The organism is bacterium (assembly GCA_026414725.1).
GTDB lineage: Bacteria > Ratteibacteria > UBA8468 > B48-G9 > JAFGKM01 > JAAYXZ01.
This window is the reverse complement of the sequence record JAOAIL010000010.1, coordinates 1-24,835: the sequence shown is the minus strand read 5'-3', so window position 1 is coordinate 24,835 and position 24,835 is coordinate 1. Positions and strand designations below refer to the sequence as shown.

Genomic DNA, 24,835 nt, shown 5'->3' with positions numbered 1-24,835 from the left:
TATATGGAAGATAAAAAAAGTCGTCTTGAAGAAATAGGTATTAAGAGTTTAAAACCGGAAGATATTAGGATATTTAAAGGTACATTTAATCTTATGCATGTTATGACATCAGATGGAACCCTTTATAGAGGAGTATATGCTATAAGGGCATTTCCTGTAAGATGTCCGGATAAATTTATACTTCTTTTTTATTATGATGAGAATGACAGGATTCAGGAAATAGGAATGATAGAGGATATTAATCAATTTCCTGATGACACAAGGCAGATTATATTAGATGCAATGAAGAAACAATACTTTGCCTATATTATAGAATCTATATACAGTATAAAACTTGAGTTCGGTGTACTGCATTTTAAAGTTGAGACAGATAAAGGACCAAAAGAGTTTTATATGAGATGGGCATCACATAGAACTCTTGACTATGGAGAAAAAGGTAAGATTCTTCTTGATATATTTGATGACCGTTATCTTCTCCCTGATATAGAAAAACTTACAAAGGCAGAACAGGACCTTTTTACCAGATACATATACTGGTAAATTAATAAACTAAAGGTGTAGATAAAGGATATTTATTCAGAGATTTCTCCGAACTGACTGGTAAAAAGACCCCAGTAAAATCCCTTCTTATCCATAAGTTCTCTATGTGTTCCCTTTTCAATTATTTCTCCCTCTTTGATTACAAGAATTAAATCAGCATTTTTAATTGTATTTAATCGGTGCGCTATCACAAAACTTGTCCGTCCTTTCATCAGGGTTGACATACTTTTCTGGATAGTCATCTCTGTTTTTGTATCTATACTGCTTGTTGCTTCGTCCAATACTAAAATTTTCGGATTAGAGAGTATTGCCCTGGCAATTGCTATAAGTTGTTTCTGCCCATGACTTAACCCTTGTGCTCCATCTGAAAGAACCGTATCATATTTTAATGGCAGAGTTAAAATAAATTCATCAGCATTTATTGCTTTACATACTTCTTCAATTTCTCTGTCTGTTGCTTCCAGATTACCATATCTTATATTTTCTCTCACTGACTCTGAAAAAAGATATGTGTCCTGGAGTACCACTCCAAATATAGACCTTAAACTTTCCTTTTTTATTCTTCTTATATCTGTACCGTCAAATAGTATTTCACCTTTATTAATCTCATATAACCTAGCGAGGAGGTTTACTATAGTTGTCTTTCCTGCTCCTGTGGGTCCTACAATTGCGATTAATTTACCTGGTGAAATTTGAAAATTAATATTTTTAAGAACATAATTCTCATCTTTATAAGAAAACCACAAATTTCTGAACTCAATGGTTTCTTTTATATCATCAATTCTTACTTCCTCTTCTGTATCTTCTTTCTCCTTTTCTTCCTCCATGATTTCAAAAATCCTTTCCGCACTTGCTATTGCCCCCTGAATAACATTGAACTGATTGGCAACCTCATTTAATGGTCTTGTAAAAAACCTCACATAGTTTATAAAACTTGCTATAGTGCCAATAGTAATGATATTTTTTATAACAAAAAGGCCTCCTATCCCACCGATAATAGCAAAACTTATATTGTTCAGGAAATTCATTAAAGGAGGGACAATACCTGAAAGTTTCTGTGCCATAATACCATATTCCCTGAGTTCAGAATTTTTTTCTTCAAACTTCCTTATTTCTTTTTCTTCCATCCCCAGAATTTTTACTATCTTCAAACCAGTAATATTCTCCTCTACAATTCCATTAACCTCACCAAGTTTTGTCTGTTGAAGTAAAAAGTATCTTTTTGTTTTTCCAGATATAATCTTTGTTGTGATAACCATAAGAGGAATAAGTATCATACTGAATAATGTGAGAATTGGACTTAAAATAACCATCATTACAATGGTTCCTATAAGCATAATAACTCCAGAGAAAAACTGGATTGTTGCTGTTGCAATACTCGTGTTTATCATATCTATATCATTGGTAAAACGGCTCATTATATCCCCGATAGGTCTTCTATCAATAACTTTAAGAGAAAGTTTGTGGAGACATTCAAAAACATCTTTTCTTAAGTCAAATCCAATCATCTGGGATATATTTGCCATTGTAATACCCTGTATGTATAAAAGGATAGAATTGAAGATATATATTACTAATAAAAAAAGGAGAAAAAAGCCAAATTTAGAGAGAGATTTTGGTATTATATAATTATCAATTCCTTTCCCTATAAGATACGGACCGAGAAGTGAAAGGACTGAACTTCCAATCAAACAGATAAATGTTAGAAAAAGATATAATCTGTACTTCTTAAGATATTTGAAAAGATTTTTCAGTGTTTTAATTGTTTGTCTTGGTCTTTCAGTTGTTAAATGTAAATGCCTGCCGGGTCCGGGTGGACCAAAGAATGGTCCATGATGAAATCTGAATTTCTCCTGTTCCTGAAACTTATCTCTTTCAGACATTTATTCTCTCTCCTGCCTGTGATTCATATATCTCCCTGTAGATATCACATGTTTTAAGCAATTGTCTGTGGGTTCCAAAACCTGCTATACTTCCTTTTTCAAGAACTATAATATTATCTGCTTCCATAACTGTAAATATCCTCGGAGTAACAATAATCTTTGTACAGGTGTTCAATCCACTTTTTAAATTTTTCAGTATCCGTTTTTCTGTTATAAAATCCACAGCGCTTGTGCAATCATCAAGGATTAGTATTTTGGGGTTTCTGATGATAGCCCTCGCTATTGTTAACCGCTGTTTCTGTCCTCCTGATAGATTTACTCCTTTCTGTCCAATGAATGTTTCAAGCCCATCCGGAAGTTTTTTGATAAAATCATAAATCTCCGCTATTTTTAATGCCTCTTCTATATCTCCATCTGATACATCCTCTTTTGCCCATTTCATAATCTCTCTGATAGTTCCTGAAAATATTATTGCTTCCTGTGTAACAAACCCTATATTTTCTTTCAGTACAGAAGGGTTTATATCATTCATTTTTGTTCCATCAATAAAAATATCTCCAGATAACGGTTGGTATAATCCTGCCATCAAATTTAATAGTGTTGTTTTTCCTGAACCTGTAATTCCGACTATGCCAGTTGTTTTTCCCTCTTCTATTGAAAAAGATAAATTATGAAAAAATGGTGTCTGTTGTGTATAACTAAAAGAAACATTTTTAAACTCTATATGTCCCCTTATGGAAACAGATTGATAAAATTTTTCTTCTCTGTCAGGTTCTTTAACCCTTAATACCTCATTAATCCTTTCTACAGAAGCACCTGCCCTTGATATAAATATAAATAGATTACTTACCATCATAAGAGACATAAGGATTATCATAAGATAGTTGATAAAAGCCACTATTTCACCTATCATAATTTCATTTCTCATTGACATATTACTGCCAAACCATAAGACAGCGATTATACTTAAATTTACGATTATCATAACCAGAGGTCCTATGTTTACGATAAGTTTAATTGCATTGAGAGATGCTTCAACCATATCTTCATTTGCACTTTTGAAACGTCTTTTTTCATATGGTGTCCTGTTGAAAATTTTGATTACTCTTATACCTGCAAGGTTCTCTCTGATTATAAGATTAATTCTATCTATTTTTTTCTGCATATCAGTGAATAAAGAAAAACTTTTCCTTGTAATAGAATAGAAGATAAAAAGGAGCAGAGGTATCACAATAAGAATTATCATGGAAAGTTTAATGTTTATAAAAAAAACCATAATAATTCCCCCCAGACATAAAAGAGGTGCTCTGACAAGCAATCTTAAAGAAATAAGTACAAGTTGTTGTGTCTGAGATACATCATTTGTCAATCTTGTTATAAGAGAGGAGGGGGAGAATTTATTGCTGTCTTTAAACTGAACATTCTGAATTTTTTTAAAAATGGCTTTTCTTAAATCGTGTCCGAAGTTCTGGCTTGCTATACTTGAAAATATTGTACATCCAATCCCACCAATCAGACCTATAATTGCAATTCCAAGCATTAATATCCCTGTATGTACTATAAATTTGAAATCCCCCTTCATTATTCCTTCATCAACAATATGGGCAAGGAGTTTTGGTTGAAAAAGGTCCATTATTACTTCCAGAACCATAAATAGAGGTGCAATAATAACCGACTTTTTATATGGTTTCAGATATTCAAGAAAAATGTTAAAATCCCAATTCTTCAAATTTTTATTCATATTCTTAAACACAGATTACATATTAAAAGTAAAAAATAATTAAATATGTAGAAGATAAGATGTGCCTTATTTTTCTCTACTGCTCACTTATTTATCTTTCCTTTTTTAGGCGAGTGTATCTTCTGGTGTTTTAGATAATTTCTGGTAAGTTCTTCCAGTCGTTTAGAAACCAGATAGTTAACAGTTCCTTCTGGATAATCGCCTTTTTTATCTTTATCTCCTGCAGGAACTCCTGTAAGAATTTCTATTCCTTCGTCTATAGTACTTACAGCCCATATATGAAATTTTCCTTCCTTGACCGCATTTATAACCTCGTCTTTTAACATAAGGTGTCTGATGTTTGTTTTAGGTATAATGACTCCTTGCTCTCCTGTCAGTCCTTTTATCTTACAGGTATGATAGAATCCTTCTATCTTTTCATTAACTCCACCTATGGGCTGGACTTCACCTCTCTGATTTACCGACCCGGTAACTGCTATCCCCTGTTTTAGTGGTAATCCTGATATCGCAGAAAGAAGGGCATAAAGTTCTGTAGAAGAAGCACTATCTCCTTCTATCTCTTCATAAAGTTGTTCAAAACAAAGCGTGGCACTGAAAACGAGTGGTTTATCAACACCATATTTTTCTCCCATATAGCCAGTAAGTATTAAAAAACCTTTATTATGTATTGTCCCTGAAAGTTTTACCTCTCTGTCTATATTTATCATCCCACTTCTTCCAGTATAAACTCTCGCTGTAATTCTTGATGGTTTTCCAAAAGAATAATCTCCCATTGTGAGAACGGCAAGACCATTTATCTGACCTACTTTTTCGCCTTCAGTATCTACCATAATAGTACCTTCTTTAATAAGTTCTTCTATCCTCTTTTCTATAAGGTTTGACCTGAAAATTTTCTCTTCCAGTGCCTTTTTCACATGAGATGTTTTTACAACAGAAGAATTTTCTGTCAGTGCCCAGAAGTTTGCTTCTCTTATAATGTCTGCTATCTCACTGAATCTCGTTGTTAGTTTATTCTGGTCTTCTGCAATCCGCGCTCCATACTCAATTATTTCTGATGTAGATTCTCTATCAAAAGGAAGTAGTTTCTCTTCTTTACATATTTTACTTATGAAAGCCACATAATTAGTAATACCTTCTTCATCTCTATCCATAATTGTGCTAAAATCCGCTTTTACTTTGAAGAGTTTTTTAAATTCCTCATCATAGGTAAAAAGTAAATAATAGAAAAGCGGATTTCCTATCAATACAACTTTTACATCGAGAGGTATGGGCTGTGGTCTTAATGTAGGGGTGTTTATAAGACGATATTGTTCATTAAGGTCTTCTATTATAATTTCTTTATTCTTTATAGCCCTTTTCAATGTTTCCCAGGAAAAATAATTCTTAAAGATATCCAGTACCTGCAATATTAAATAACCACCATTGGCTTTATGGAGAGCACCTGGCTTTATCATTGTGAAATCAGTTACCATTGCTCCATACTGGGGGCGATATTCTATTCTGCCGCTTATGTTATAAGATGTGGGATTTGTCTCTTTAATTACAGGAGCACCTTTAAGACAGGAATTATCTATTAAGACATTTACTTCATATTTATATAAAGTAGATGGTCTATCAGGAAGTTTTATCCCCGGGAGTATCTCTATTTCTCTTTTTTCCTTGAAACTATCAGCATTCTCTACCATATCTTTCTCTACATCATCAAGATATTTTAAAATCTCCGGGAATTTTTTATATTTTTCCTTTAACTCTTCTATCCTCGGACTTATAGTAGCCCTTGCTGTCTGGGTTTCAAGGTCAACCAATTTTCTTTGTGCCTCCTTCTCCAGTTTCCTGATTTCCCGTGAGATTTGATTAAAATGTTCATGTAATATTTCCTGTTTCTTTTTAATATCTTCCTTTGCCTGTTCTGTTAGTTTCTCAATATCTTCCTCTTCAAGTGGTTTACCTTCAATAGATGGGACCATAACTACACCGGTAGGGGTTTTTTTAATCAGAAAACCGGATGACTTTGCCGAACTTTCAAATTCTTCAAGCATCTCATTTTTCTTTTCCTGAAACTCCTTTATTATCTGATTTTTATGTTCTTCGTATAATTGACTTTCAAGTTCTTTAGGAAGTTCTATCTGAAGTTCTTTTACCAGTTCCTCCATATCTTTCTTAAAAGCCACTGCCATTCCTGGAGGTAATCTTAATGCAACAGGATTATCTGGATTTGAGAAATTATATACATAACACCAGTCATCAGGGACTTTTTGTTCTTCTGCTGTTTTTCTTACTGCCTGTTCTACAGAGGTGGTTTTTCCTGTTCCTGAAATTCCAGCAACGAATATATTGTATCCATCACTTTTTATCTTAAGCCCAAACTCAAGTGCCTTCTTTGCCCGTTCTTGTCCAATCAATCCTTCAAGAGGGGATATCTCTTCTGTTGTGTTAAACTTAAAACTTTTCAAATCACATTTTTTCCTCAGTTTTTCAACAGGCACCTTATATTTTTCCATTTATCTTTTCTCCTTTTTGAAAATACTTAACAAATCTGTATAATTATTATAGGAGGTTGAGCGAAAAAGTCAAACATTAACTTAATGGAAAAAGCGAGGAAACATAATATACCAGTAGAAACAGTAAAAAGGACAATAACATATCTTCGTTACCTTGAAAGGGAGAAGCAAAAAGGGATTAAGATAATTTCATCCAGAGATATAACATCCTTGTTAAATATACCACCTGCCCAGTTTAGAAAAGACCTTTCTTTTTTCGGAGAATTTGGTAAAAGAGGGGTTGGTTATAATGTTGAAACACTCATAAAGACACTTAAAGAACTACTCGGACTGGATAAGAAAGTTAAGGCAGTAGTAATAGGCGCAGGAAGATTAGGGACTGCACTTATTCAGTATCCTGGTTTTTTAGATATTAATGTTGAGATTATAGGTGCTTTTGACAATGATGCTAAAAAAATAGGACAAACAATTAAAGGAATAAAGATATATAATATAGAAGAGATAAAAAAATTTATTGTTAAAAATGAGGTAAAAATTGCTATTCTGTGTGTTCCTGCAGAGATAGCCCAGAATGTATCTAATATCCTTATAGAAGCAGGGATAAAGAGTATACTTAATTTTGCTCCTGTAGTTCTTTTTCTTCCTGAGGATATAAATATAGCAAATGTGGATATGGCTTCTGAAATCGGTAGTATTATATACAGAATGAAAGAAACTTCTTAATAAGAAGTATTTATTTTTTTAGCCGACCTTATAGCATCCTTTACAGAATAATTCCATCCCAGGAGAGTTCCTATAGTTCCTACAACAATAAGAACTACCGGTGTTGCTGGTTTTTTCTCCCCTTTTTGTTCGGAAGGAGTAATTCCTTTTACCTCTTCCGATTTCTCTTCTACAATAACCCCTTCTTCACTCATCTCAACCTGTTCTGATTGTTCCATAACTGCTACGGGCTGTCCTTTTACAGGCATACCTTTAATCTGAAAATAAATTCCAGCACTTAACAATAGAATACCTATTAGCACAACTACTATACATAATGTTGCTTTACCAACCTGTCCATTATAAATCTGTCCAAGTCCGGGACATACACTTGATAGAACTCCAGCAATTCCTGATGATTTCTGTTCATATTTAAGACGGATTTTTGTCCGTATTTCTTCTTCCTCCTCAATCCTTTTTCTTTCATCTTCATTCAGTGCCATTGATTCCTCCTTTGTTATATTAATATTCCCATTTTCTATTTTTTATCTTTTCAAAGATTTCTCCGAGAATTTTATAGTTTTTATTAATAGGAAGGAAAATCATAAATAAATCAATTGATTCTCCTTTTCTCAATTTCTTTTTCGGTGGAACACTATTAAGAAATATAAAGTCCTCTCCTCTACCGAGTATAGCAGCAGGTGCTATAAGTCCTCCTCCTGTTCCGTCTCCTATATTAGCAAATATCCAGTTTGCCTGTCCTATCTTTGTTTTTTTTGTCTTAACAAGTTTATATGTCTCTTCTTTTGTCTTTCCAGGGATTGTGTAATATTTAAATGGTTCATATATAGAATCAAGTGCCCAGTTGATAGCACACTCATTGACTCCATTTCCTGTATATGTAAACTTTGAAGATATAGCAAGGAACGGATATCCTTTAAGAATTTCCAAGAATAATACAAGTTCATAGTCCTTATATATAGCATTATTATTGGCATCTGCGAGTAGATATGTGACTTTTACAACTTTTCTATCCTCCTGGTCTATAATATTCTTAACTTCTTTTGTTTTACTTACTATAAGGTCCCGTTTTGCAGTAATATCCTGTGCAGCGAAATAGAGCATATTATCTTTACATATAATACTTACTGGTTGGACGAGAAAGATGTTGCCTTCTGTCGTAAAAAACACATCCTCACCTTGTATTCTATATTCAAACTTTGTAGTTTTCTGAGAAGATGGGGCAGAAAGCAGGAGAGAAGAGAAAAATAAGAAAATTATACTGAAAAATATTCCTGATTTTTTAAACATTTTCATCTCCTTTTTTTCTATATTGTAATTTTTAGTTTTATGTCCTGTCAAGTTCACGTACGGATAGGATAGATAATTCCCTCTCCCTTTAGGGGAGAGGGGTGCTGGTGCGACAGGTAAGGAGCAGCGTATAGCACGCCCGCCGAGATGGTGAGGAGGGTGCCCGAAGCCCGTCAGGGCAAGACAGAGTGAGGGTGAAACCTATGCTGTTTCCTCTTTCACAGAAAAAGAGAAATAAGAAAGAATTATTTGCTACTTATTTTTTAAAATTATAAAATCAAAAAAATAAGATGGGGTGGATAATGATAGCAAAATTCTTCAAATTTAAGGAATATGGAAGCGACCTAAAAACAGAGGTATTAGCAGGCATTGTAACATTTATGGCAATGGCTTATATTATAGTTGTCCAGCCAGCGGTTTTATCTCAGGCAGGAATGGATTTTGGTTCAGTTATGGTTGCCACCTGTCTCTCATCAGCCATAGCAACCCTACTGATGGGAATTTATGCTAACTATCCCATCGCACTTGCGCCGGGTATGGGACAGAACTTCTATTTCACATTCACGGTTGTGCTCGGTATGGGTATTGCCTGGCAGTCCGCTCTTGGAGCAGTTTTTATTTCCGGAGTTATATTTATAGTCCTTTCACTATGGCGGGTGCGTGAAAAACTTATAAACGCGATACCAGAAACACTTCAGTATGGAATAGCAGCAGGTATAGGATTCTTTATTGCATTTATAGGTTTTCTACAGGCAGGTATTATTAAAAAAAGTGGACTGGTCGTCTCACTGGGAAACTTCCACCAAAAGGAGGTCTTACTTTCCGTTATAGGACTTTTCATCACAGGAATTTTAATTGCCAGAAAGATAAAAGGTGGAATCCTTTTAGGTATGGTCATTACAGGGCTTATTGGACTTGCCATGGGTTTAGTAGAATATCAGGGTATTGCAGGAAAAATACCTTCCATCTCTCCTACATTTATGAAGATGGATGTAGTAGGTGCAATAAGATATGGAATATTTACTGTAATATTTGTATTTCTCTTTATGGATGTGTTTGACACAGTGGGAACCGTCATAGGAATAGGACAAGCAGGAGGATTTATGAAAGACGGTAAACTACCGAGAGCAGAAAGAATCTTATTCTCAGACGCAGTAGGAACTGTTGCAGGTGCAATGTTAGGAACATCCACTGTAACAAGTTATATTGAAAGTGCTGCGGGTGTCTCATCCGGTGGAAAGACCGGTTTTGCATCAGTGATAACTGCTATCTGTTTCCTACTTGCTTTATTTTTCTATCCTTTTGTCCGAATGGTAGGAACAGGTATCCCCGGAGAAGGAGGAATAACACTTTACCCTGTAACTGCACCTGCACTCATCATAATAGGAAGTTTAATAATGGGTACTGTTAAAAAGATAAAATGGGAAGACCATACAGAAAGTATCCCCGCCTTCCTTACTCTATTAGGTATCCCTCTTACATATAATATCGGAGATGGAATGGCTATGGGATTTATATCCTATGTTATTTTCAAACTTACTTCGGGAAGATACAGAGAACTTAACTGGATATTGATTGTAATAGCAGTACTTTTCATATTCAAATATGCTGTTCTTATAAGGTAAAACCCTGGATGCCTAATAACGTTGATATTTTCTACCAATTTTTCTCAATATATCAAGATTTTTTTCATCCGCAGATATATCCAGCTTTGGTGTTTCAATTATAAATGGTAGTGTTCCGATATAACCATTTTTTATAAGTATCTCAAATGTTTTTATTCCGAGATGCCCCTTCCCGATATGCTGGTGTCTATCAAGATGTGAAGCCAGAGGAGAAAAAGAATCATTGGAATGGACTATAAGAATTCCTTTACGTATAAGTTTCGCATCTATTATTTTCAGCATCTCTAAAAGTTTCTCTTCATCTCTTATATCATACCCTGACTGGAAAGCATGTGCGGTATCAAAACATATTCCAATGCTATCTCCAAATCTTTCAAAAAGATAAACAAAGTCCTCCCACCTTCCACCTATTGTATTACCCTGTCCTGCAGTATTTTCAACAAGTATCTTTGGTTTTTTTACAACAAACGATTTAATACTTTCCGCAAGGTTTTTAATACCTGTTTTAATCCCTTCTCCTTTATGACTGCCTGGATGTATAACATAATAGTCAGCACCCAGTTTTTCTGCTTCTGCCATTTCATATTCAAATAACATTCTGGACTTATACAAAATTTCTCTATCAGGGGAAGATAGATTCATTATATACGGCATATGAACTACTACGGGAGCAATATTATGCTTTCTAACTCCTTCTCTGAACTTCATAACTTCTGTATTTTCTCTTTCCTTCCTTTTCCATGAACGGGGATTTTGAAGAAACATCTGGAAGCAATCACAACTCAAAAAATCAGCGGTCTCAACAACACTTCCCAGTCCCTTACCTATCCATATATGTGCGCCTATCTTCATTATTTCTCCTTATAACTATTATACACCAGTCAAGTTAATTTCCCCTTTTCTTTCTCACTCAACTGGGGGAGAGAATAGGGGTAAAAGAATTTTCTTGACATTCTCTTTATAGAATAGATAATTAAGAAGTAGGAGAAATACTTTTATGATAAAGTTCTATCAATATGCAAAGATAACTGGGTTCCATTATGTTATCACAGAAAGAAGCGCCCTTTACAATAAAGGCATGCTTTCTTTCCCTTCTGGTTTTACTTCAGGATATCCTTTCAATGACACTGTATATGTTGATGTATTTGAGCCCTTAAATATGGAGAAATGGATTCCCATTGTTCTTATACATAGTTGGATGGAAAACAAAAATGGTGCTACTGAATGGTTTGCCAGAGAACTGGCAAAAAGAGGATTTGGTGCATACCTTTTACACCTTCCTTATCATATGAACAGAGCACACAAAAGATACAAAAGCGGCTCTTTATTTATTACTACTGATGTAAACCGGTCTGTAAATGCATATCGTCAGGCAGTAATAGATATTATGGCACTCTGCGACTGGCTGGAAGATGGAGAAAAAATAATTAAAGGACAGATAGGTATGGTTGGAATAAGTTTAGGAGCTATCATTCTTAACACCGTAATGGGGATTGATAAACGTATTAAAGCAGGCGTATCTATATTAGGAGGAGGTAATCTTCACTACATATTCACCAGAGGTATTGCAACACTTCCCATCGTTGTGGGTGAAATGATTAAAGGACTCCGTATCAGAGATTATAGAAATATGACGAAGGACTATATTGAATACCTGAAAGAAGTAAGAAGAGTAAATATGCCTGAGGAAATAGAAGATATTTGCTGTCCGAGAGAATGGTTTTTAATAGACCCTTTAACATATGCACATCTAAACCAACCGAGGAATGTCCTTATGATTAACGGTAGATTTGACCTTATCGTTCCTGTGAGAGCAACAATCCAACTGTGGGAAGCACTCGGAAGACCTCCGATAGTATGGCTTCCCTCCACCCACATCACTTCCACATTTTTTCACAAAACTATTCTTTACCATACTCTAAAATACTTTAAAAATTATCTTGCCTGAATTTCTATTTTATGATATAAAGAAACTATGAAATCTTCATCTCTTATGCAACAGCTCCAGCAGATACCATTCTCCATATTCCTTTTCAGAATAAGACCTGATGAAGAAATTATATTAAATAAATTTTATGGAAGTACAATAAGAGGTGGCTTTGGATATGCCTTTAAAAAAGCGACCTGTATTTTTAAAAATAAATCAACCTGTGTTGACTGTATATTATCAGGTGAATGTGCTTACTCTCTACTCTTTGAAAGCAAAATACAAAACTCAAATGCCACTCTCAAAACACTGGATATACCAAGACCTTACATTTTAGATATTGAAACTTATAGGAAGAATATCTATAACAAAAATGATATCCTGCCTTTACAACTTACACTTATCGGGAATTCAATAAAATATCTTCCTTATTTTTTTGTTTCCATACAAACCCTCGGAGAAACCGGTTTTGGATATCAGAGAAAAAATTTCACAATAGAATCAGTTTTACAACAATATCCTGAAGAAAAGGAAATATATAATGCAGAAGAAGGTTCTCTGACAAAACCAGATATTGGAAGGGTAAAAGAGATAGGGACTGAACCCACTACAAAACTTACTCTAAAGTTTATAACCCCAACAAGAATAAAATATAACGGAAAATTCGTCTCTATAATTGAGTTTCATTATCTTGTAAGGAGTTTAATCCATCGGATAACTTTCCTTTCAGAACACTGGTGTGATAAAAAAATTGAATATCACTGGAATGACTTGATTAAAAAATCAGAAGATATTAGAATAGAAGTATGTGAAACAAGATGGGTTGAATTTGAAAGATATTCAACCCGTCAGAAAACCACAATGAAACTTGGAGGAATTGTGGGAGAGATAACATACAAAGGGAATATAGATGATTTCCTGCCTCTCATTATTCTCGGTTCCTATCTCCATACCGGCAAAAACACCACCTTCGGCTTGGGAAAGTACAGGATAGAAAATCTAAGGAGAAGAGATAATGTGGAAAACATTGAAATGTGAAGTTGAAGTAATAACTCCTATGTTTCTTGGAGGTGCAGATGGTAGGACAGCTGAATTAAGAGCACCATCAATTAAAGGTCTGTTGAGATTCTGGTGGCGTGCGATAAACAATTCAGATAATCTTCAACAATTGAAAGAAAAAGAAGATAAAATTTTTGGAAGCAGTGATGCTGGAAAATCAAGTTTTTCAATAAAACTGCTATATGATTCTATTAATCCTTCTAAAAATTCTTTACCGAGCCACCTTATAGATGTCAAATCTGGGAAGAAATCTTTTAAAATAAATATCCTTGAATATTTATCATATGGTTGCTGTGAATACAATAAAAATATACGACGTAATGAAGTTATCTCTGAATACTTTGTTCCAAATACAAGATTTATCATTTTATTCCTCTATAATAACATTGATAAATTTAAAGATGTTTTAAAATCTCTTTATTATCTCAATGCTTTTGGTGGACTTGGAGCAAAATCAAGAAATGGATTTGGGAGTTTTAGAGTGTTAAATAGAGAAATTTTTAAGCCTATAGGAGAAGAATATATCAAAAATGTTATACCAACAAAGGATATTTTAAATAAGATGATAAATAATAGAAATACTACTGATTATTTATCCTTTGCTAATGGATTAAGACTGTTCAAAGCAAAAAATATATTTGACTCTTGGGATAAATCTCTTGCTGAAATAGGGAAAATTTATAGAGAGGCAAGATTGAATTTAGAAGGCAGTCACATATATATGAAAAGGCAATATATCGGAGCGCCACTTAATACCCCAACACGTAATAACCCAAATGGAGGGTTTAAATCATTTTTAGAAAGACATGCGAAGCCATATTTTTTAAAAGTAATAAAGGAAGATGATAATAAATTCTCCGCTTATATATTATTTTTACCATCAAACTATTGTGCTTCTATGACAGAAGACCGTGACGGTAAGAAATTATCTGACTGGATTCAGAAAAATAAAGAATTTGAACAAATATGTGAGAATTTTAATAACTATTTGAGTAAAAAAATGGAGACATTGATATGAATAACAAACTAAGAGCGTTTTTCCATGACCCTATTGATAAACCATTCAATATCTATAGACATAAAGAAAAAGCAGAAGAATATTATAATCTTGTAAAACCAGAAGAAAAATTATTTACAGACGAAATTGAAGAGAGTGATAGAATTTCGGCTGCTGCTGATAGAATCAGGTTTACACAGAATATTACAATAGATTTCAATAAAAAACCAGAACTAACACATCCACTCGGTAGTGAAAGATTAGAGATATCTAAATATGGATATATTTCTCCTGAATATCAGGAATTAGAAAGAGTTATATCTGAATCTATCGTAAATCTCAAAAATAATTCTAAAAATGATAAAACATTTTTAATTAACCTCTGGCGGAATATCCCGGATATATTTACAGATTTAGAAATAGAAAAATTTAAATTAGGAAATCTGTGGAATTTATTACCTGCTGATACAAGAATTCCTGACCATTCTATATTGGACCATAATTGGCTTTCTGTAGCTATTACAGGTTCTTTACCAGAACCTGCTTTTTTAAAATTCTCTTTTGGGCCTGTTCAGAGTTTTATCCTTACTTCTAAAAGAACTGAGGACTACTGGATGGGTAGTTACATTATCTCATATCTTACATCAAAAGCCATTGAAGTTATAATAGATAATGCAGGACCAGAACATATAATATTACCTAATATAAAAAACCAACCTCTAATTGATAGATTTTTGAAAAATACATATGAAATAAAAATTGCCAATGATAACTTTATGAGAAATATTTCTATACCTTCTTTATCTAATATAATATTTGCTATACTTCCTCATAACCAAGCAGAAACAATAGCAAAATCAATGCAAGAAACAATAAAAACATCTTTTTATGAAATAGCAAAGAAAATTAAAGATTCTGAAACATTTAGAGATAAATTTTCTGATAGTGAAGTTGAAAAAATCTGGTCTAGTCAAATAGAAAATTTCTTTGAAACCTATTATGTAATTTATAAATTGCCTGCTATAGATACCTTGCAGCAGAACTATAAAGACATCTTTGGAGAAGAAACAAAAGCTACGATAGAAACAGAATATTCCAATATAGGAAATTTCTGGCAGCACCTTTATAAAATAATAGATACTGCTTTTAACTCTCGTAAAAATATCAGAACTTTTAATCAATTAACGAATTCACCAAGACAACTTAATAAATGTTCCCTCTGTGGCGAAAGAGAAATTCTTGTTAACAAAGGAAATCCCACAGAATTCTGGAAAGAAATTGCAAAAGTGAGTGATTTCAAGATAAATATTGATGGGAAAGAGAAACTCTGTGCAATTTGTTTTATAAAAAGGATGGCAGGTGAACTATATTTTAAAGAGATATTTAATAATCAAGAAGTTTCTTTCCCTTCTACAGCAACAATTGCCACCCTTCCGTTTAAAATTGCTGTCATTGAAAAATGGAATAGTCCTGATGTCTCATGTTCTGTAAAAAAATATGTAGATTTATTAAAACAAATAGGTATTCAAAAAACTTTTAACTGTTTTTCTATAAGGTTTATCTCAGATAAAATCAAGAAGTTAAATCTTAATGATGATACGATTAAAGATTTTCTTTGCTATGATGGTCAATGGCTTTTTGAAGAAAGTTTTACTGAAAAAAACTTATCTGAGTATGGCATAAAGTATAATGAGAAAAAGGACTTTATTCAACAAATCAGGGGAACTGATATTGGTTCAATCAAGCATATCATTAAAAATGTTGGAGATAAACCTTCCAAGTATTTTGCAGTTATCTCTATGGATGGAGATAATATGGGGAAATGGCTGAGTGGAACTCATGAGAACTTTCCTTCATGGAAAGAAGTAGTTCACAGTGATGCTGTATCATCAATCCCTCCAAATACACAAAATCTTAAGCGGAATTTATCTCCATCTCTTCACTCTTTTATAAGCCGGGCACTTAACAAGTTCTCTTTAAAACTTGTTAGAGATATTGTTGAATATCAATACCCTGGTAAACTGGTATACTCTGGTGGTGATGATGTTCTTGCTTTTATTCCAGTGGAATATGCCATTGAAGTTGCGCAAAAAATAAGATTTACATTTTCTGGCAACATAAACGAAGATAACAATATATTTTTAGCCCACAAAAATGGTTATATTGTAATAAGAGAAGGAAAAAATAAAACGATCTATTCTACGCTTGGAGATAAAGCAACAATGTCTGCAGGAATAGTTATAGCCCACAAAGACCACGATTTAACAGATACATTGAAGACAGTTCAGAGTGTTCAGAAAGAAGCAAAAGATATCTATGGAAGAGATGCTTTTGTAATAAAAATAATAAAGCGTTCAGGTAATATTGTAAAATATGGGTCAAAATGGAAGAATGAGAATACTTTGATTATAGAAGAGATAAAAACCATCCTGGAAAATGTTGCAGGAAAACAAGATAGTGATGGACTTTCTATGTCATTTTTCCAATCTATGTTCAACGATATTGGAAGGATTGGAGAGAGTCAGGATTTAATAAAATCTTTACTAAAACTTGGATTGACAAGACACATTCTTATTCAAAGTAAAAAAGATGCGAAGGAAAAAATAGCAATAAAAAATTCTTTAATAAATAAGATGTATCAAAAATTTAATAATCTTATATCCAACAATACAAGTAAAGAGCCAATAGAAAATCTCTTTCTCGTTTTACGTTTTTTATCATCAGGGGGTAAAAATTGATTATCAATATTAAACCGGTTGATGTTTTATTTTTCAGAGATTCAAAACCATTTGGTAGAGGTAGTGAACACTTTACCAAATCAATTTTTCCACCTTTCTCACAGACACTATATGGTGCATTGAGAACTACTGTCCTTGAAAAACTTGGTTGTGATTATGATACTTACAAAACAGGCAATGTCAGTTTTTCCAATACCGCAATGGTTGAAAAAGCAGGATTAGAAAAAATAATAAAAGAATTAGGCACTCCGAACCAGTTTGGTGATTTTACTCTAAAAGGTCCATTTCTATTACATAACGGTGAATCTGTTTTTATAAGAGTGCCATCTGATATTAAAAAAATAGAGGATAGCGATGAACTTTGTGTATTAGCCCCTTTTGACTGGAAACGATATGGAATATCAACAGATTTAAAGGAATTAGAATGTTTTTTCCCCCATACAATTAAAGAAAAACGACTAAAAGATATAAATGGTTATATGTCGATCTCTTCTTTCACAGAATATTCTCTTGGTGTTTCTATTAAAACTTCTGATATAAAGAGTACAGATGAGATATTCAATTATGAAATGCGCACAGGACTTGGTATTAACAGAGAAACCAATGTATCTGAAGAAGGATTGCTTTATACTATGGGATTTGTGCGACTTAAGGATTGTAATAAAGACCAGTGGTCACTGTGTGCTGAAGTAAAAGATTTTTCTCTATTGTCTAAACGAGGATTTATAAAGTTAGGAGGAGCAAATAGAGTATGTGAATATGAAGAAATTTCTGATAACCCATTTAAGTATTATTATGATATAACTCATGAGATAAAAAAAATAGTACAAAATACAAAGAAATTTAAACTGATATTTCTTACACCTGCTTTATTCAAAAAAGGATGGTTGTCAGAGAGATTTAATGATAATTTTGAGTTGGAAATATATGGAATTAAAATTAAACTCATTTCAGTATGCCTTAATAAACCAGAGGTTGTATCTGGCTGGGACCTTGCAAATCAGAAACCAAAACATATAAAGAAAGTAGTTCCATCTGGCAGTGTGTATTACTTTGAATTATCTGATAATTCTGAAGATGCAATAGATAAGATATTTGATTATTTTCTTAACAATAATTTTTCTGATGAAAACGAAAAAACAGGATTTGGAACAGTACTAATAGGAGGGATAAATGTTTGAACAAAACAAAATCGGTTTTTTGATTGCAGAAAGTCCAATCCATTGTGGTGTAGGACAGGATGTAGGTATTATTGACCAGCCAATCCAGCGGGAAAGATACACAAACTATCCGAGAATTCAGGGGTCAGAAATCAAAGGGGTGTTTAGACAGTATTACAAAGGAGACGATATTGATGCTATATTTGGTCCTGAAAAAAGCGGAGAAGAAGGTGGTGATTTTGCATCTGCTGTATCTTTCAGTGATGCAAGAGTGCTTTTTTATCCAGTAAAATCCCTCAAGGATGTTTATGTATGGATTACCTGTAAAGATGTTCTTGAAAAATTCAGACGTTCTCTCGCAATGGCAGGTATAAATTCAATTCAGGTTCCTGATGTTGAACCAGTGGAGAATGAACATATTATTGTCTCGGATAATTCTATATGTATAGGTAATCAAGTAGTACTTGAAGAATATCTATTTAATAAGCAGGATATTGAACCATCTTCTTTTGATTCAATCATTGAAGCCATAGTTCCTAAGGAGGATGAATATAAGTATCTGAAAGAATCCCTCAAAAAGAAGATATGTATTGTTTCAGATGATGTTTTCAGGGACTTTGTAGAGATGTCAACAGAGGTTATTACAAGAATAAGAATAGACAAAAACACAGGAGTAGTTCAGGAAGGTGCTTTATGGTCAGAAGAGTATCTCCCTATGGATACAATACTTTACTTTTCTCTTTTTGTAGTTAAAACAAGAGATAAAAAACAGGTTATTGAAGCGAAAAATATTGTAGATAAATTAACGGAAATGACATCTTATATTCAAATAGGGGGTAATGAAACTGTAGGAAAGGGATTTGTCAGAATTAATTGGTTATAACAGGAGGATAGAAAATGTTAAAGACGATAGAACAAGAAAGGGCTAAATTTGCTTTTACTAAAATACAGGACGTAAAGAATAAAAACAACAAAGAATATAAATCATTATCAAGGGGTTTTGCTTCAATGATTTTACAGAATGGATTGGGACAATCTCTGGCTTTTCTTAAAGCAAAAGGTAAAGACCATCATTTAATGTTATATGAACATATCAACGAGTGGTGTAAAGTAAAATTTAAAATTTCTGATATTTTAGAATCTATTTTAAATAGTGATAGTTCAAGGTATCGTTTATATACAAAGGAAGTTCTTTCACTTTTAATATGGATTAGAAAATTTGCAGAAGCAGAACTTGAAGATTTAGAAACAAAAGCATAGGGAGAACAAATTATGAAAGGAAGAATAATCTTACCTAAAGATGTAGAGAATATCCTGACCAGTAATATAAATGGTATAGAAAACCTAAGTTTATTGCTTAATAAATATATAGATTTTTGGATAATAAATAAAAATAGATATGAATATGAAAAAGAAGGAAGTAAAAACCAAATAAAAGGCAAAAGCAAAGTTTTAAATAGAGCAGTGGCATATTCCAAATCTACCTCTATAAGTAAAAACTTCTATAAGAATTTTGTTAATAGATATAAATACTTTCTTTCCCAGATAAAAGCAACGCAGATATACGGGAAGGTCCACTGGAGATTAGTAGTTGGACTTGGTACAAATAGTGTTCTTGAAACATCTATGACTTTACACCACATTTTAGGAGTTCCTTATATACCAGGTACTGCAGTCAAAGGTATGTTGAGTACATACTACATAGAACAAAATAGAGAACAATTAGAAGAAAAATTAAGAGAATATAAAGAAAATGATGAGAATGAAAATAAGAAGAAATATGCGACTATTGAAGAGTTTGCATCTGAACAAGATGAAAATTACATAAAACTCTTTGGAAATCAAAAGAATAAAGGTAATGTAACATTTTTAGATGCATATCCTGAAAACTTCCCTGTGTTAGAAATAGATGTAATGAATTGTCACTACCAACCATATTATTCTGGTGATACAGAAAATGGACAACTTACTCCACCTGCTGACTGGCTTTCTCCTAATCCTATAAAATTTCTAACGGTAAAAAAGGACACAAAATTTATTTTCCCTTTTATTACAGAGAACGACGAAATGAAAAGGGATGTTGAAACATTAATCAAGGGAGCACTGGAAAATTTAGGTATAGGTGCTAAAACTGCTGTTGGATATGGATACTTCAAAGAGGTTGAAATATTAAACATTGAAGAGAAAAGTGGAGATTTGTTAGAGGATAAAAAACAAAATGTTCAACCTCTACCGGCTTATCTAAAAAGTGAAACCGAATTGAAAGATGAGTTTCTAAATTCTGATGGAACCCTCAAAACAGAAGAAGAGTAAAGGAAATATGTAATGAGCCAGGGTAAAGAATATTCTAAAAAAAAGAACAACAATACGAAAAAGCAAGAAAGTGGTATGAACGACGTAAAGGAATACAAAAATGAAATGTGTAATTACAACTGTGGGAACATCTGCAATAGAAAAGGCAGGTATTAACACGGATACTTTCAAAGATAAACCCTATGAATATTTTGATACTTTCAGGGAAGACCTGGCTAAAAAGAAAAGAGAAATATATGAAAATTTATCAAAGTATAATTTAAAAGTATCAGAGCACTTAAAAAAACTACCTGCAGAAATAAAAAGTTTAGCAAAACTTCGTGTTGATGAAAATACGAAAAATTATCTGTTAGTTAGTGATACTGCAGAATGTAGATTATGTAGTGAGTTTTTGAAGGATTACATGAAAGAAAAATTCTCAAGTGAAGCAGACATTAAAAGGATTAAAGGTTTACAGGTAAAGGCCTTACAGATATTTCAAAAAGAAGGTCTTTACAATCTTGTAGATACATTATTAGATATCATTAATTTCTATCAATCTTCTGTTCCAGTATTAAACATTACAGGTGGTTATAAAGCCACTATTCCCTACTTAACAATTATAGCCCAGATAAAAAAAGTCCCAATTTATTATATTTTTGAAGAGGAAGAAAATCTGATATCAATTCCTAATGTTCCTATAATTATTAATAAAGAGATATTTAATAAATATAATGATATCTTTATAGAACTTGAAAGAAGGAAAGATGTTCAGTGGAATGAAATAAAAGACAAAATTGGATATGAGGATAATTATTTTATCAAGAGTATTATATACACTGAAGAAAATTTATGTGATTTCACACCTTTAGGAAAATTATTATGGGAAGAATATAAAAATTCTTATATTATCTTCTGGATAACGGCTGAGTCAAAAATAAAAATTGATGATAACCCAGTTATCCAGAGAATTTTAAAAGATAATTTCGCAAAAAGAAATACATCGGATATTGAACTTTTAGAAGAAGGTTATAAAATTTTTAAATATACAGGGCATGGTGAACATACCTGCAGAATATTATACAAAGAAAAAGACAAAATATATATAATCTCAATAGCATACGGGGCTAAAGCATCTAAAAAGGAAGAATATAGGAGAGAATTTGAAGCAGCTAAGGAGAAAGACAAGAAGCATTCTATTACATACGAAAAATATTTAATAAAAATTTCTTAATATGTCAAAGATATTGATAATTACAGTAGGTGGGTCAATACAACCTATCGTCTCTTTTATCAAAACGCATGGAGAAGATACAGATTATATCTATTTTATCTGTTCTACAGGAACTCCAAAAAAATCATCATCTCCATTAGTAGATACATGTAATGAAAGTATCATCAAACAAAGTTCTTATAAAGGATTATACGAAAAAGTAGAAATTGCAGACCCTGATAGTTTTGAAGAGGTATATCAAAAAACAAAAGATACTATTGATAAGGCAAAATCAAAAGGGAAAGATATAATTGCAGATTTTACAGGCGGTACAAAGACAATGTCTTCTGTCCTTTGTATGCTTGCAACTCTGGATTTTTATGTAACACCATCTCTTACAACAGGACCAAGGGAAGATTTAGAAAAGGTTAAAGGTATATCTCACCCTTCTTTGATACCAGTAGATTTACCGAGAGCAGAACATATTTCCAAAATGGCTGACTTATTCATAAAAAGATACTTTTATTACTCTGCCTCTCTTTTACTTAGAGAATTTTTATCAAATATAGCAGTAAATAGTGAAATTCACAGAAAAATAGACGCAAAATGTTATCTGTGTGAAGCATTTAACTACTGGGATAGATTTGAATATGAGAAAGCATATGATGTATTCAAAAATTATTGTATGAAGTTTCCAGAGCATTGGGAGATATTATTAAAACTTACAGAAAAGGATAAAAATACTGGATATGAAAAAGTATTTGACTTATATTGTAATGCAGAGAGGCAGGCATATAACGGTTATTATGATAATGCAGTAGCAAGAATATATAGAGCAATTGAAATGTTTGTGCAGATAAGATTAAAGAGACAGTATGATATAGATACATCCCACCTTGAAAAGAGTGTGGAGAAACTTAAAAACAAAGAAAGGTGGGAACAGAAAAGAAAAGAAAATGGAGAGATTCCTATTGGGCTTACCGATGCATATGAACTGCTTATGGAATTGCAAGACCCTATTGGCGAAGTTTATAAAAATTTTAAGAATGAATTGCTGAATGTCCTTTCTGTCAGAAATAAATCAAAACTTGCGCACGGTGATGAACCTGTTTCTGAAAAAGATTGGATAGAAATAGAAAATTTTTTTAAAAAATTTATCATGGATGAGTGTTGTAAATCAATAAAAATCCAGCCCATATTTATTCAACTGCCGCAATTAATAGAAGTTTAGGTTATGTCCACATTGTTCCTTATAGAGCAGGGGGCAAAACTTAAGAAGGAGAGTAAGAAGTTTGTCATTGAGAAGGATGATAATGTTTTACTTGAAATACCAGAATTTAAGATAGAAAGAGTTTTTATCTTTGGAAATATCCAGTTAACCACTCAAGCAATGAAGTTTCTGTTAGAAAATGGGATAGAGACATCTTTATTTACACTTTATGGTAAATTTTTAGGTCGGCTTGTTCCTGTAGAATCCAAGAATGTCCCTTTAAGAATAGCCCAATATAATCATTATATCTCAGAGGAATTTAAGTTGGAAATAAGTAAGACCATCATTACAGGTAAGATTAGAAATGCTAAGACCATATTATTAAAATATTTCCGTAATCATCCGGAAGTTGATTTTGTAAAACATATAGAAGAATTAGATATACTACTGGAGGAAATCCCAAGAAAAAATAAAATATCTTCTCTCTTAGGAGTTGAAGGCAGGGCATCTGCAGTTTATTTTGAGTGTTTTGGTAAGATGATACTTAAAGATTTCAATTTTACTGAAAGGATTCCACGACACCCTAAAGACCCTGTTAACTCACTTTTAAGTTTTGGATATGCATTACTTACCAATGAACTGTTCTCCTCTATATCAGCGAGAGGTTTTGACCCATATCTTGGGTTTCTGCATTCCAATGAATATGGAAGACCCGCACTTGCACTGGACTTAATGGAAGAATTCAGACAGCCACTAATTGACCGTCTGGTATTAGAATTAATAAATAAAGAAGTCATAAAATCAGATGAGTTTGAAGAGAAAGAAGAAGGACTTTATCTTAATGAAAAAGCGAGAAAGAACTATCTTATGAACTATGAAAGACGGATGCAAACAGTAATAGTATATAATGAAAAAACAATAAACTATAGAGAGGTTATCCACTATCAGGTAGAAAAATTTGCTAATACGCTTATTAAAAAAGAACCATATATCCCTTTTGAGATAAAATAATGTTTGTAATAATAAGTTATGACATAGTGGATGATAAAAGAAGGAATAAAGTATCAAAATTTCTTGAAAATTATGGTACTCGTGTTCAGTACTCTGTTTTTGAATGTATAATAGATGAAGAACAACTGGATGAGATTCAGGAAATAACAAAAGATATTATAAATGAAGCAGAGGATAGTATCAGATATTATAGATTGTGCGAGATATGCCTTAAAAAGGTAGATATAGCAGGTAATGGAGAGATAACAAAGGATATGGATTTTTATATAGTATGAAAATTTCCGCAAACCTCTTTTGGGTCAAAAAGTAGGGGGGTTTTGCGGGAGAGCGAAACCCTTGATAGACAATGGATTTTACAAACTGACAAAAAAATGGTATATATAAAAACACCCTTAAAAAGGGGGATTTGCGGAAAAGGGGGTTAAACCCCTTGATAGAAGCGGTCTTTGATAAGCCGCAGTCAGAATAATATGACCCGCTCATAGGGGATTGCGACCTTTGTCTTCTTTTTATAGTAGTTTCCTTTATTCATTGTCAGAATAATATGACCCGCTCATAGGGGATTGCGACTCCCTTTCTGACGGGTCAAATTTCAGGTATAGCACTGAGTCAGAATAATATGACCCGCTCATAGGGGATTGCGACCTCAACCAGCCATAAGCTCCTTTAAATGCACGAAACTGTCAGAATAATATGACCCGCTCATAGGGGATTGCGACCCAAATATATATATTGAACTGAAATTTAATTTCTCTATGTCAGAATAATATGACCCGCTCATAGGGGATTGCGACTCTCGTGAAAAATCCCATAACTTATATTCTTTTTGTGTCAGAATAATATGACCCGCTCATAGGGGATTGCGACCTTTTTGTGTAAAAATGCAATATACTCCCGACGGGACGTCAGAATAATATGACCCGCT

Annotated in this window: 21 protein-coding genes and 1 CRISPR repeat array; of the genes, 15 read left to right on the top strand and 6 right to left on the bottom strand. The window is 32.9% G+C overall.

Translation table 11 applies throughout. The features are described 5' to 3' along the window. Nucleotides 1-3: 3 nt before the first annotated feature. Nucleotides 4-540 (top strand): DUF1854 domain-containing protein, encoded by a 537-nt coding sequence (locus tag N3D17_04880; protein MCX8082711.1) that lies wholly within the window; start codon nucleotides 4-6, stop codon nucleotides 538-540. Nucleotides 541-572: 32 nt separating this feature from the next. Here the strand turns inward: N3D17_04880 and N3D17_04875 are convergent, their stop codons facing one another. From N3D17_04875 to N3D17_04865, 3 genes are all read right to left on the bottom strand, one after another. Continuing rightward, nucleotides 573-2,423 (bottom strand): ABC transporter ATP-binding protein/permease, encoded by a 1,851-nt coding sequence (locus N3D17_04875; protein MCX8082710.1) that lies wholly within the window; start codon nucleotides 2,421-2,423, stop codon nucleotides 573-575. After that, on the bottom strand, nucleotides 2,416-4,164 hold the full coding sequence (locus N3D17_04870) for an ABC transporter ATP-binding protein/permease (protein MCX8082709.1): 1,749 nt from the start codon (nucleotides 4,162-4,164) through the stop codon (nucleotides 2,416-2,418). Before N3D17_04870 ends, N3D17_04875 begins: the two co-directional genes overlap by 8 nt. A gap of 83 nt (nucleotides 4,165-4,247) precedes the next feature. After that, nucleotides 4,248-6,665 (bottom strand): AAA family ATPase, encoded by a 2,418-nt coding sequence (locus N3D17_04865; protein MCX8082708.1) that lies wholly within the window; start codon nucleotides 6,663-6,665, stop codon nucleotides 4,248-4,250. A gap of 84 nt (nucleotides 6,666-6,749) precedes the next feature. On the opposite strand from N3D17_04865, the gene N3D17_04860 reads away from it, so the two are divergent. After that, complete coding sequence (locus N3D17_04860; GenBank protein ID MCX8082707.1) at nucleotides 6,750-7,388, top strand: redox-sensing transcriptional repressor Rex; 639 nt, start codon at nucleotides 6,750-6,752, stop codon at nucleotides 7,386-7,388. Here N3D17_04860 and N3D17_04855 read toward each other — a convergent pair. After that, nucleotides 7,385-7,870, bottom strand: coding sequence for a hypothetical protein (locus tag N3D17_04855; GenBank protein MCX8082706.1), 486 nt, complete (start codon nucleotides 7,868-7,870; stop codon nucleotides 7,385-7,387). The genes N3D17_04860 and N3D17_04855 overlap by 4 nt on opposite strands. Before the next feature lie 19 nt (nucleotides 7,871-7,889). Next, nucleotides 7,890-8,678, bottom strand: coding sequence for a hypothetical protein (locus N3D17_04850; protein ID MCX8082705.1), 789 nt, complete (start codon nucleotides 8,676-8,678; stop codon nucleotides 7,890-7,892). Nucleotides 8,679-8,980: 302 nt separating this feature from the next. Between N3D17_04850 and N3D17_04845 the strand changes: the two genes are divergently transcribed. Then, nucleotides 8,981-10,303: an NCS2 family permease gene (locus N3D17_04845; protein ID MCX8082704.1), complete on the top strand. Its 1,323-nt coding sequence runs from the start codon at nucleotides 8,981-8,983 to the stop codon at nucleotides 10,301-10,303. 12 nt (nucleotides 10,304-10,315) lie between these two features. Here the strand turns inward: N3D17_04845 and N3D17_04840 are convergent, their stop codons facing one another. Further along, nucleotides 10,316-11,155: a deoxyribonuclease IV gene (locus N3D17_04840; GenBank protein ID MCX8082703.1), complete on the bottom strand. Its 840-nt coding sequence runs from the start codon at nucleotides 11,153-11,155 to the stop codon at nucleotides 10,316-10,318. A 145-nt stretch (nucleotides 11,156-11,300) separates the two neighbouring features. Between N3D17_04840 and N3D17_04835 the strand changes: the two genes are divergently transcribed. The 12 genes from N3D17_04835 (at nucleotide 11,301) to cas2 (ending at nucleotide 24,185) form a co-directional block, all read left to right on the top strand. After that, the gene (locus N3D17_04835; protein ID MCX8082702.1) at nucleotides 11,301-12,251 is read left to right on the top strand and encodes a hypothetical protein; all 951 of its coding nucleotides are present in this window, start codon (nucleotides 11,301-11,303) and stop codon (nucleotides 12,249-12,251) included. A 27-nt stretch (nucleotides 12,252-12,278) separates the two neighbouring features. Continuing rightward, complete coding sequence (gene cas6 / locus N3D17_04830) at nucleotides 12,279-13,268, top strand: CRISPR system precrRNA processing endoribonuclease RAMP protein Cas6 (protein MCX8082701.1); 990 nt, start codon at nucleotides 12,279-12,281, stop codon at nucleotides 13,266-13,268. Beyond that, complete coding sequence (cmr1, locus tag N3D17_04825) at nucleotides 13,246-14,307, top strand: type III-B CRISPR module RAMP protein Cmr1 (protein ID MCX8082700.1); 1,062 nt, start codon at nucleotides 13,246-13,248, stop codon at nucleotides 14,305-14,307. The genes cas6 and cmr1 overlap by 23 nt, the downstream gene beginning before the upstream one ends. Then, nucleotides 14,304-17,024: a type III-B CRISPR-associated protein Cas10/Cmr2 gene (gene cas10, locus N3D17_04820; protein MCX8082699.1), complete on the top strand. Its 2,721-nt coding sequence runs from the start codon at nucleotides 14,304-14,306 to the stop codon at nucleotides 17,022-17,024. The genes cmr1 and cas10 overlap by 4 nt, the downstream gene beginning before the upstream one ends. Beyond that, nucleotides 17,021-18,205, top strand: a complete 1,185-nt coding sequence (gene cmr3 / locus N3D17_04815) for a type III-B CRISPR module-associated protein Cmr3 (protein MCX8082698.1) — start codon at nucleotides 17,021-17,023, stop codon at nucleotides 18,203-18,205. The genes cas10 and cmr3 overlap by 4 nt, the downstream gene beginning before the upstream one ends. Beyond that, nucleotides 18,198-19,067: a type III-B CRISPR module RAMP protein Cmr4 gene (gene cmr4, locus N3D17_04810; GenBank protein MCX8082697.1), complete on the top strand. Its 870-nt coding sequence runs from the start codon at nucleotides 18,198-18,200 to the stop codon at nucleotides 19,065-19,067. Before cmr3 ends, cmr4 begins: the two co-directional genes overlap by 8 nt. 14 nt (nucleotides 19,068-19,081) lie before the next feature. Next, nucleotides 19,082-19,444: a type III-B CRISPR module-associated protein Cmr5 gene (gene cmr5, locus N3D17_04805; GenBank protein MCX8082696.1), complete on the top strand. Its 363-nt coding sequence runs from the start codon at nucleotides 19,082-19,084 to the stop codon at nucleotides 19,442-19,444. 12 nt (nucleotides 19,445-19,456) lie between these two features. After that, nucleotides 19,457-20,497, top strand: coding sequence for a type III-B CRISPR module RAMP protein Cmr6 (gene cmr6, locus N3D17_04800; GenBank protein MCX8082695.1), 1,041 nt, complete (start codon nucleotides 19,457-19,459; stop codon nucleotides 20,495-20,497). A 100-nt stretch (nucleotides 20,498-20,597) separates the two neighbouring features. Continuing rightward, nucleotides 20,598-21,710 carry a putative CRISPR-associated protein gene (locus tag N3D17_04795; GenBank protein ID MCX8082694.1) on the top strand — a complete coding sequence of 371 codons (1,113 nt, stop codon included), beginning with the start codon at nucleotides 20,598-20,600 and terminating at the stop codon, nucleotides 21,708-21,710. A gap of 1 nt (nucleotide 21,711) precedes the next feature. Then, nucleotides 21,712-22,920, top strand: a complete 1,209-nt coding sequence (locus tag N3D17_04790; GenBank protein MCX8082693.1) for a TIGR02710 family CRISPR-associated CARF protein — start codon at nucleotides 21,712-21,714, stop codon at nucleotides 22,918-22,920. Between the two features lie 3 nt (nucleotides 22,921-22,923). Further along, nucleotides 22,924-23,910 (top strand): CRISPR-associated endonuclease Cas1, encoded by a 987-nt coding sequence (gene cas1 / locus N3D17_04785; protein ID MCX8082692.1) that lies wholly within the window; start codon nucleotides 22,924-22,926, stop codon nucleotides 23,908-23,910. After that, nucleotides 23,910-24,185 carry a CRISPR-associated endonuclease Cas2 gene (gene cas2, locus N3D17_04780; protein ID MCX8082691.1) on the top strand — a complete coding sequence of 92 codons (276 nt, stop codon included), beginning with the start codon at nucleotides 23,910-23,912 and terminating at the stop codon, nucleotides 24,183-24,185. Before cas1 ends, cas2 begins: the two co-directional genes overlap by 1 nt. A gap of 184 nt (nucleotides 24,186-24,369) precedes the next feature. Beyond that, a CRISPR array of direct repeats spans nucleotides 24,370-24,777; the repeat unit is 37 nt; unit sequence GTCAGAATAATATGACCCGCTCATAGGGGATTGCGAC. Nucleotides 24,778-24,835 lie beyond the last annotated feature (58 nt).

Coding starts and splice junctions, on each gene's coding strand:
- cas10 (MCX8082699.1), top strand. CDS start 14,304: ATGAATAACAAACTAAGAGCGTTTTTCCATGACCCTATTGATAAACCA.
- cas6 (MCX8082701.1), top strand. CDS start 12,279: ATGAAATCTTCATCTCTTATGCAACAGCTCCAGCAGATACCATTCTCC.
- N3D17_04880 (MCX8082711.1), top strand. CDS start 4: ATGGAAGATAAAAAAAGTCGTCTTGAAGAAATAGGTATTAAGAGTTTA.
- cmr4 (MCX8082697.1), top strand. CDS start 18,198: ATGTTTGAACAAAACAAAATCGGTTTTTTGATTGCAGAAAGTCCAATC.
- N3D17_04860 (MCX8082707.1), top strand. CDS start 6,750: ATGGAAAAAGCGAGGAAACATAATATACCAGTAGAAACAGTAAAAAGG.
- cas2 (MCX8082691.1), top strand. CDS start 23,910: ATGTTTGTAATAATAAGTTATGACATAGTGGATGATAAAAGAAGGAAT.
- cmr6 (MCX8082695.1), top strand. CDS start 19,457: ATGAAAGGAAGAATAATCTTACCTAAAGATGTAGAGAATATCCTGACC.
- cmr1 (MCX8082700.1), top strand. CDS start 13,246: ATGTGGAAAACATTGAAATGTGAAGTTGAAGTAATAACTCCTATGTTT.
- N3D17_04870 (MCX8082709.1), bottom strand. CDS start 4,164: ATGAATAAAAATTTGAAGAATTGGGATTTTAACATTTTTCTTGAATAT.
- N3D17_04840 (MCX8082703.1), bottom strand. CDS start 11,155: ATGAAGATAGGCGCACATATATGGATAGGTAAGGGACTGGGAAGTGTT.
- N3D17_04865 (MCX8082708.1), bottom strand. CDS start 6,665: ATGGAAAAATATAAGGTGCCTGTTGAAAAACTGAGGAAAAAATGTGAT.
- N3D17_04855 (MCX8082706.1), bottom strand. CDS start 7,870: ATGGCACTGAATGAAGATGAAAGAAAAAGGATTGAGGAGGAAGAAGAA.
- N3D17_04850 (MCX8082705.1), bottom strand. CDS start 8,678: ATGTTTAAAAAATCAGGAATATTTTTCAGTATAATTTTCTTATTTTTC.
- cas1 (MCX8082692.1), top strand. CDS start 22,924: ATGTCCACATTGTTCCTTATAGAGCAGGGGGCAAAACTTAAGAAGGAG.
- N3D17_04845 (MCX8082704.1), top strand. CDS start 8,981: ATGATAGCAAAATTCTTCAAATTTAAGGAATATGGAAGCGACCTAAAA.
- N3D17_04795 (MCX8082694.1), top strand. CDS start 20,598: ATGAAATGTGTAATTACAACTGTGGGAACATCTGCAATAGAAAAGGCA.
- N3D17_04875 (MCX8082710.1), bottom strand. CDS start 2,423: ATGTCTGAAAGAGATAAGTTTCAGGAACAGGAGAAATTCAGATTTCAT.
- cmr5 (MCX8082696.1), top strand. CDS start 19,082: ATGTTAAAGACGATAGAACAAGAAAGGGCTAAATTTGCTTTTACTAAA.
- N3D17_04835 (MCX8082702.1), top strand. CDS start 11,301: ATGATAAAGTTCTATCAATATGCAAAGATAACTGGGTTCCATTATGTT.
- N3D17_04790 (MCX8082693.1), top strand. CDS start 21,712: ATGTCAAAGATATTGATAATTACAGTAGGTGGGTCAATACAACCTATC.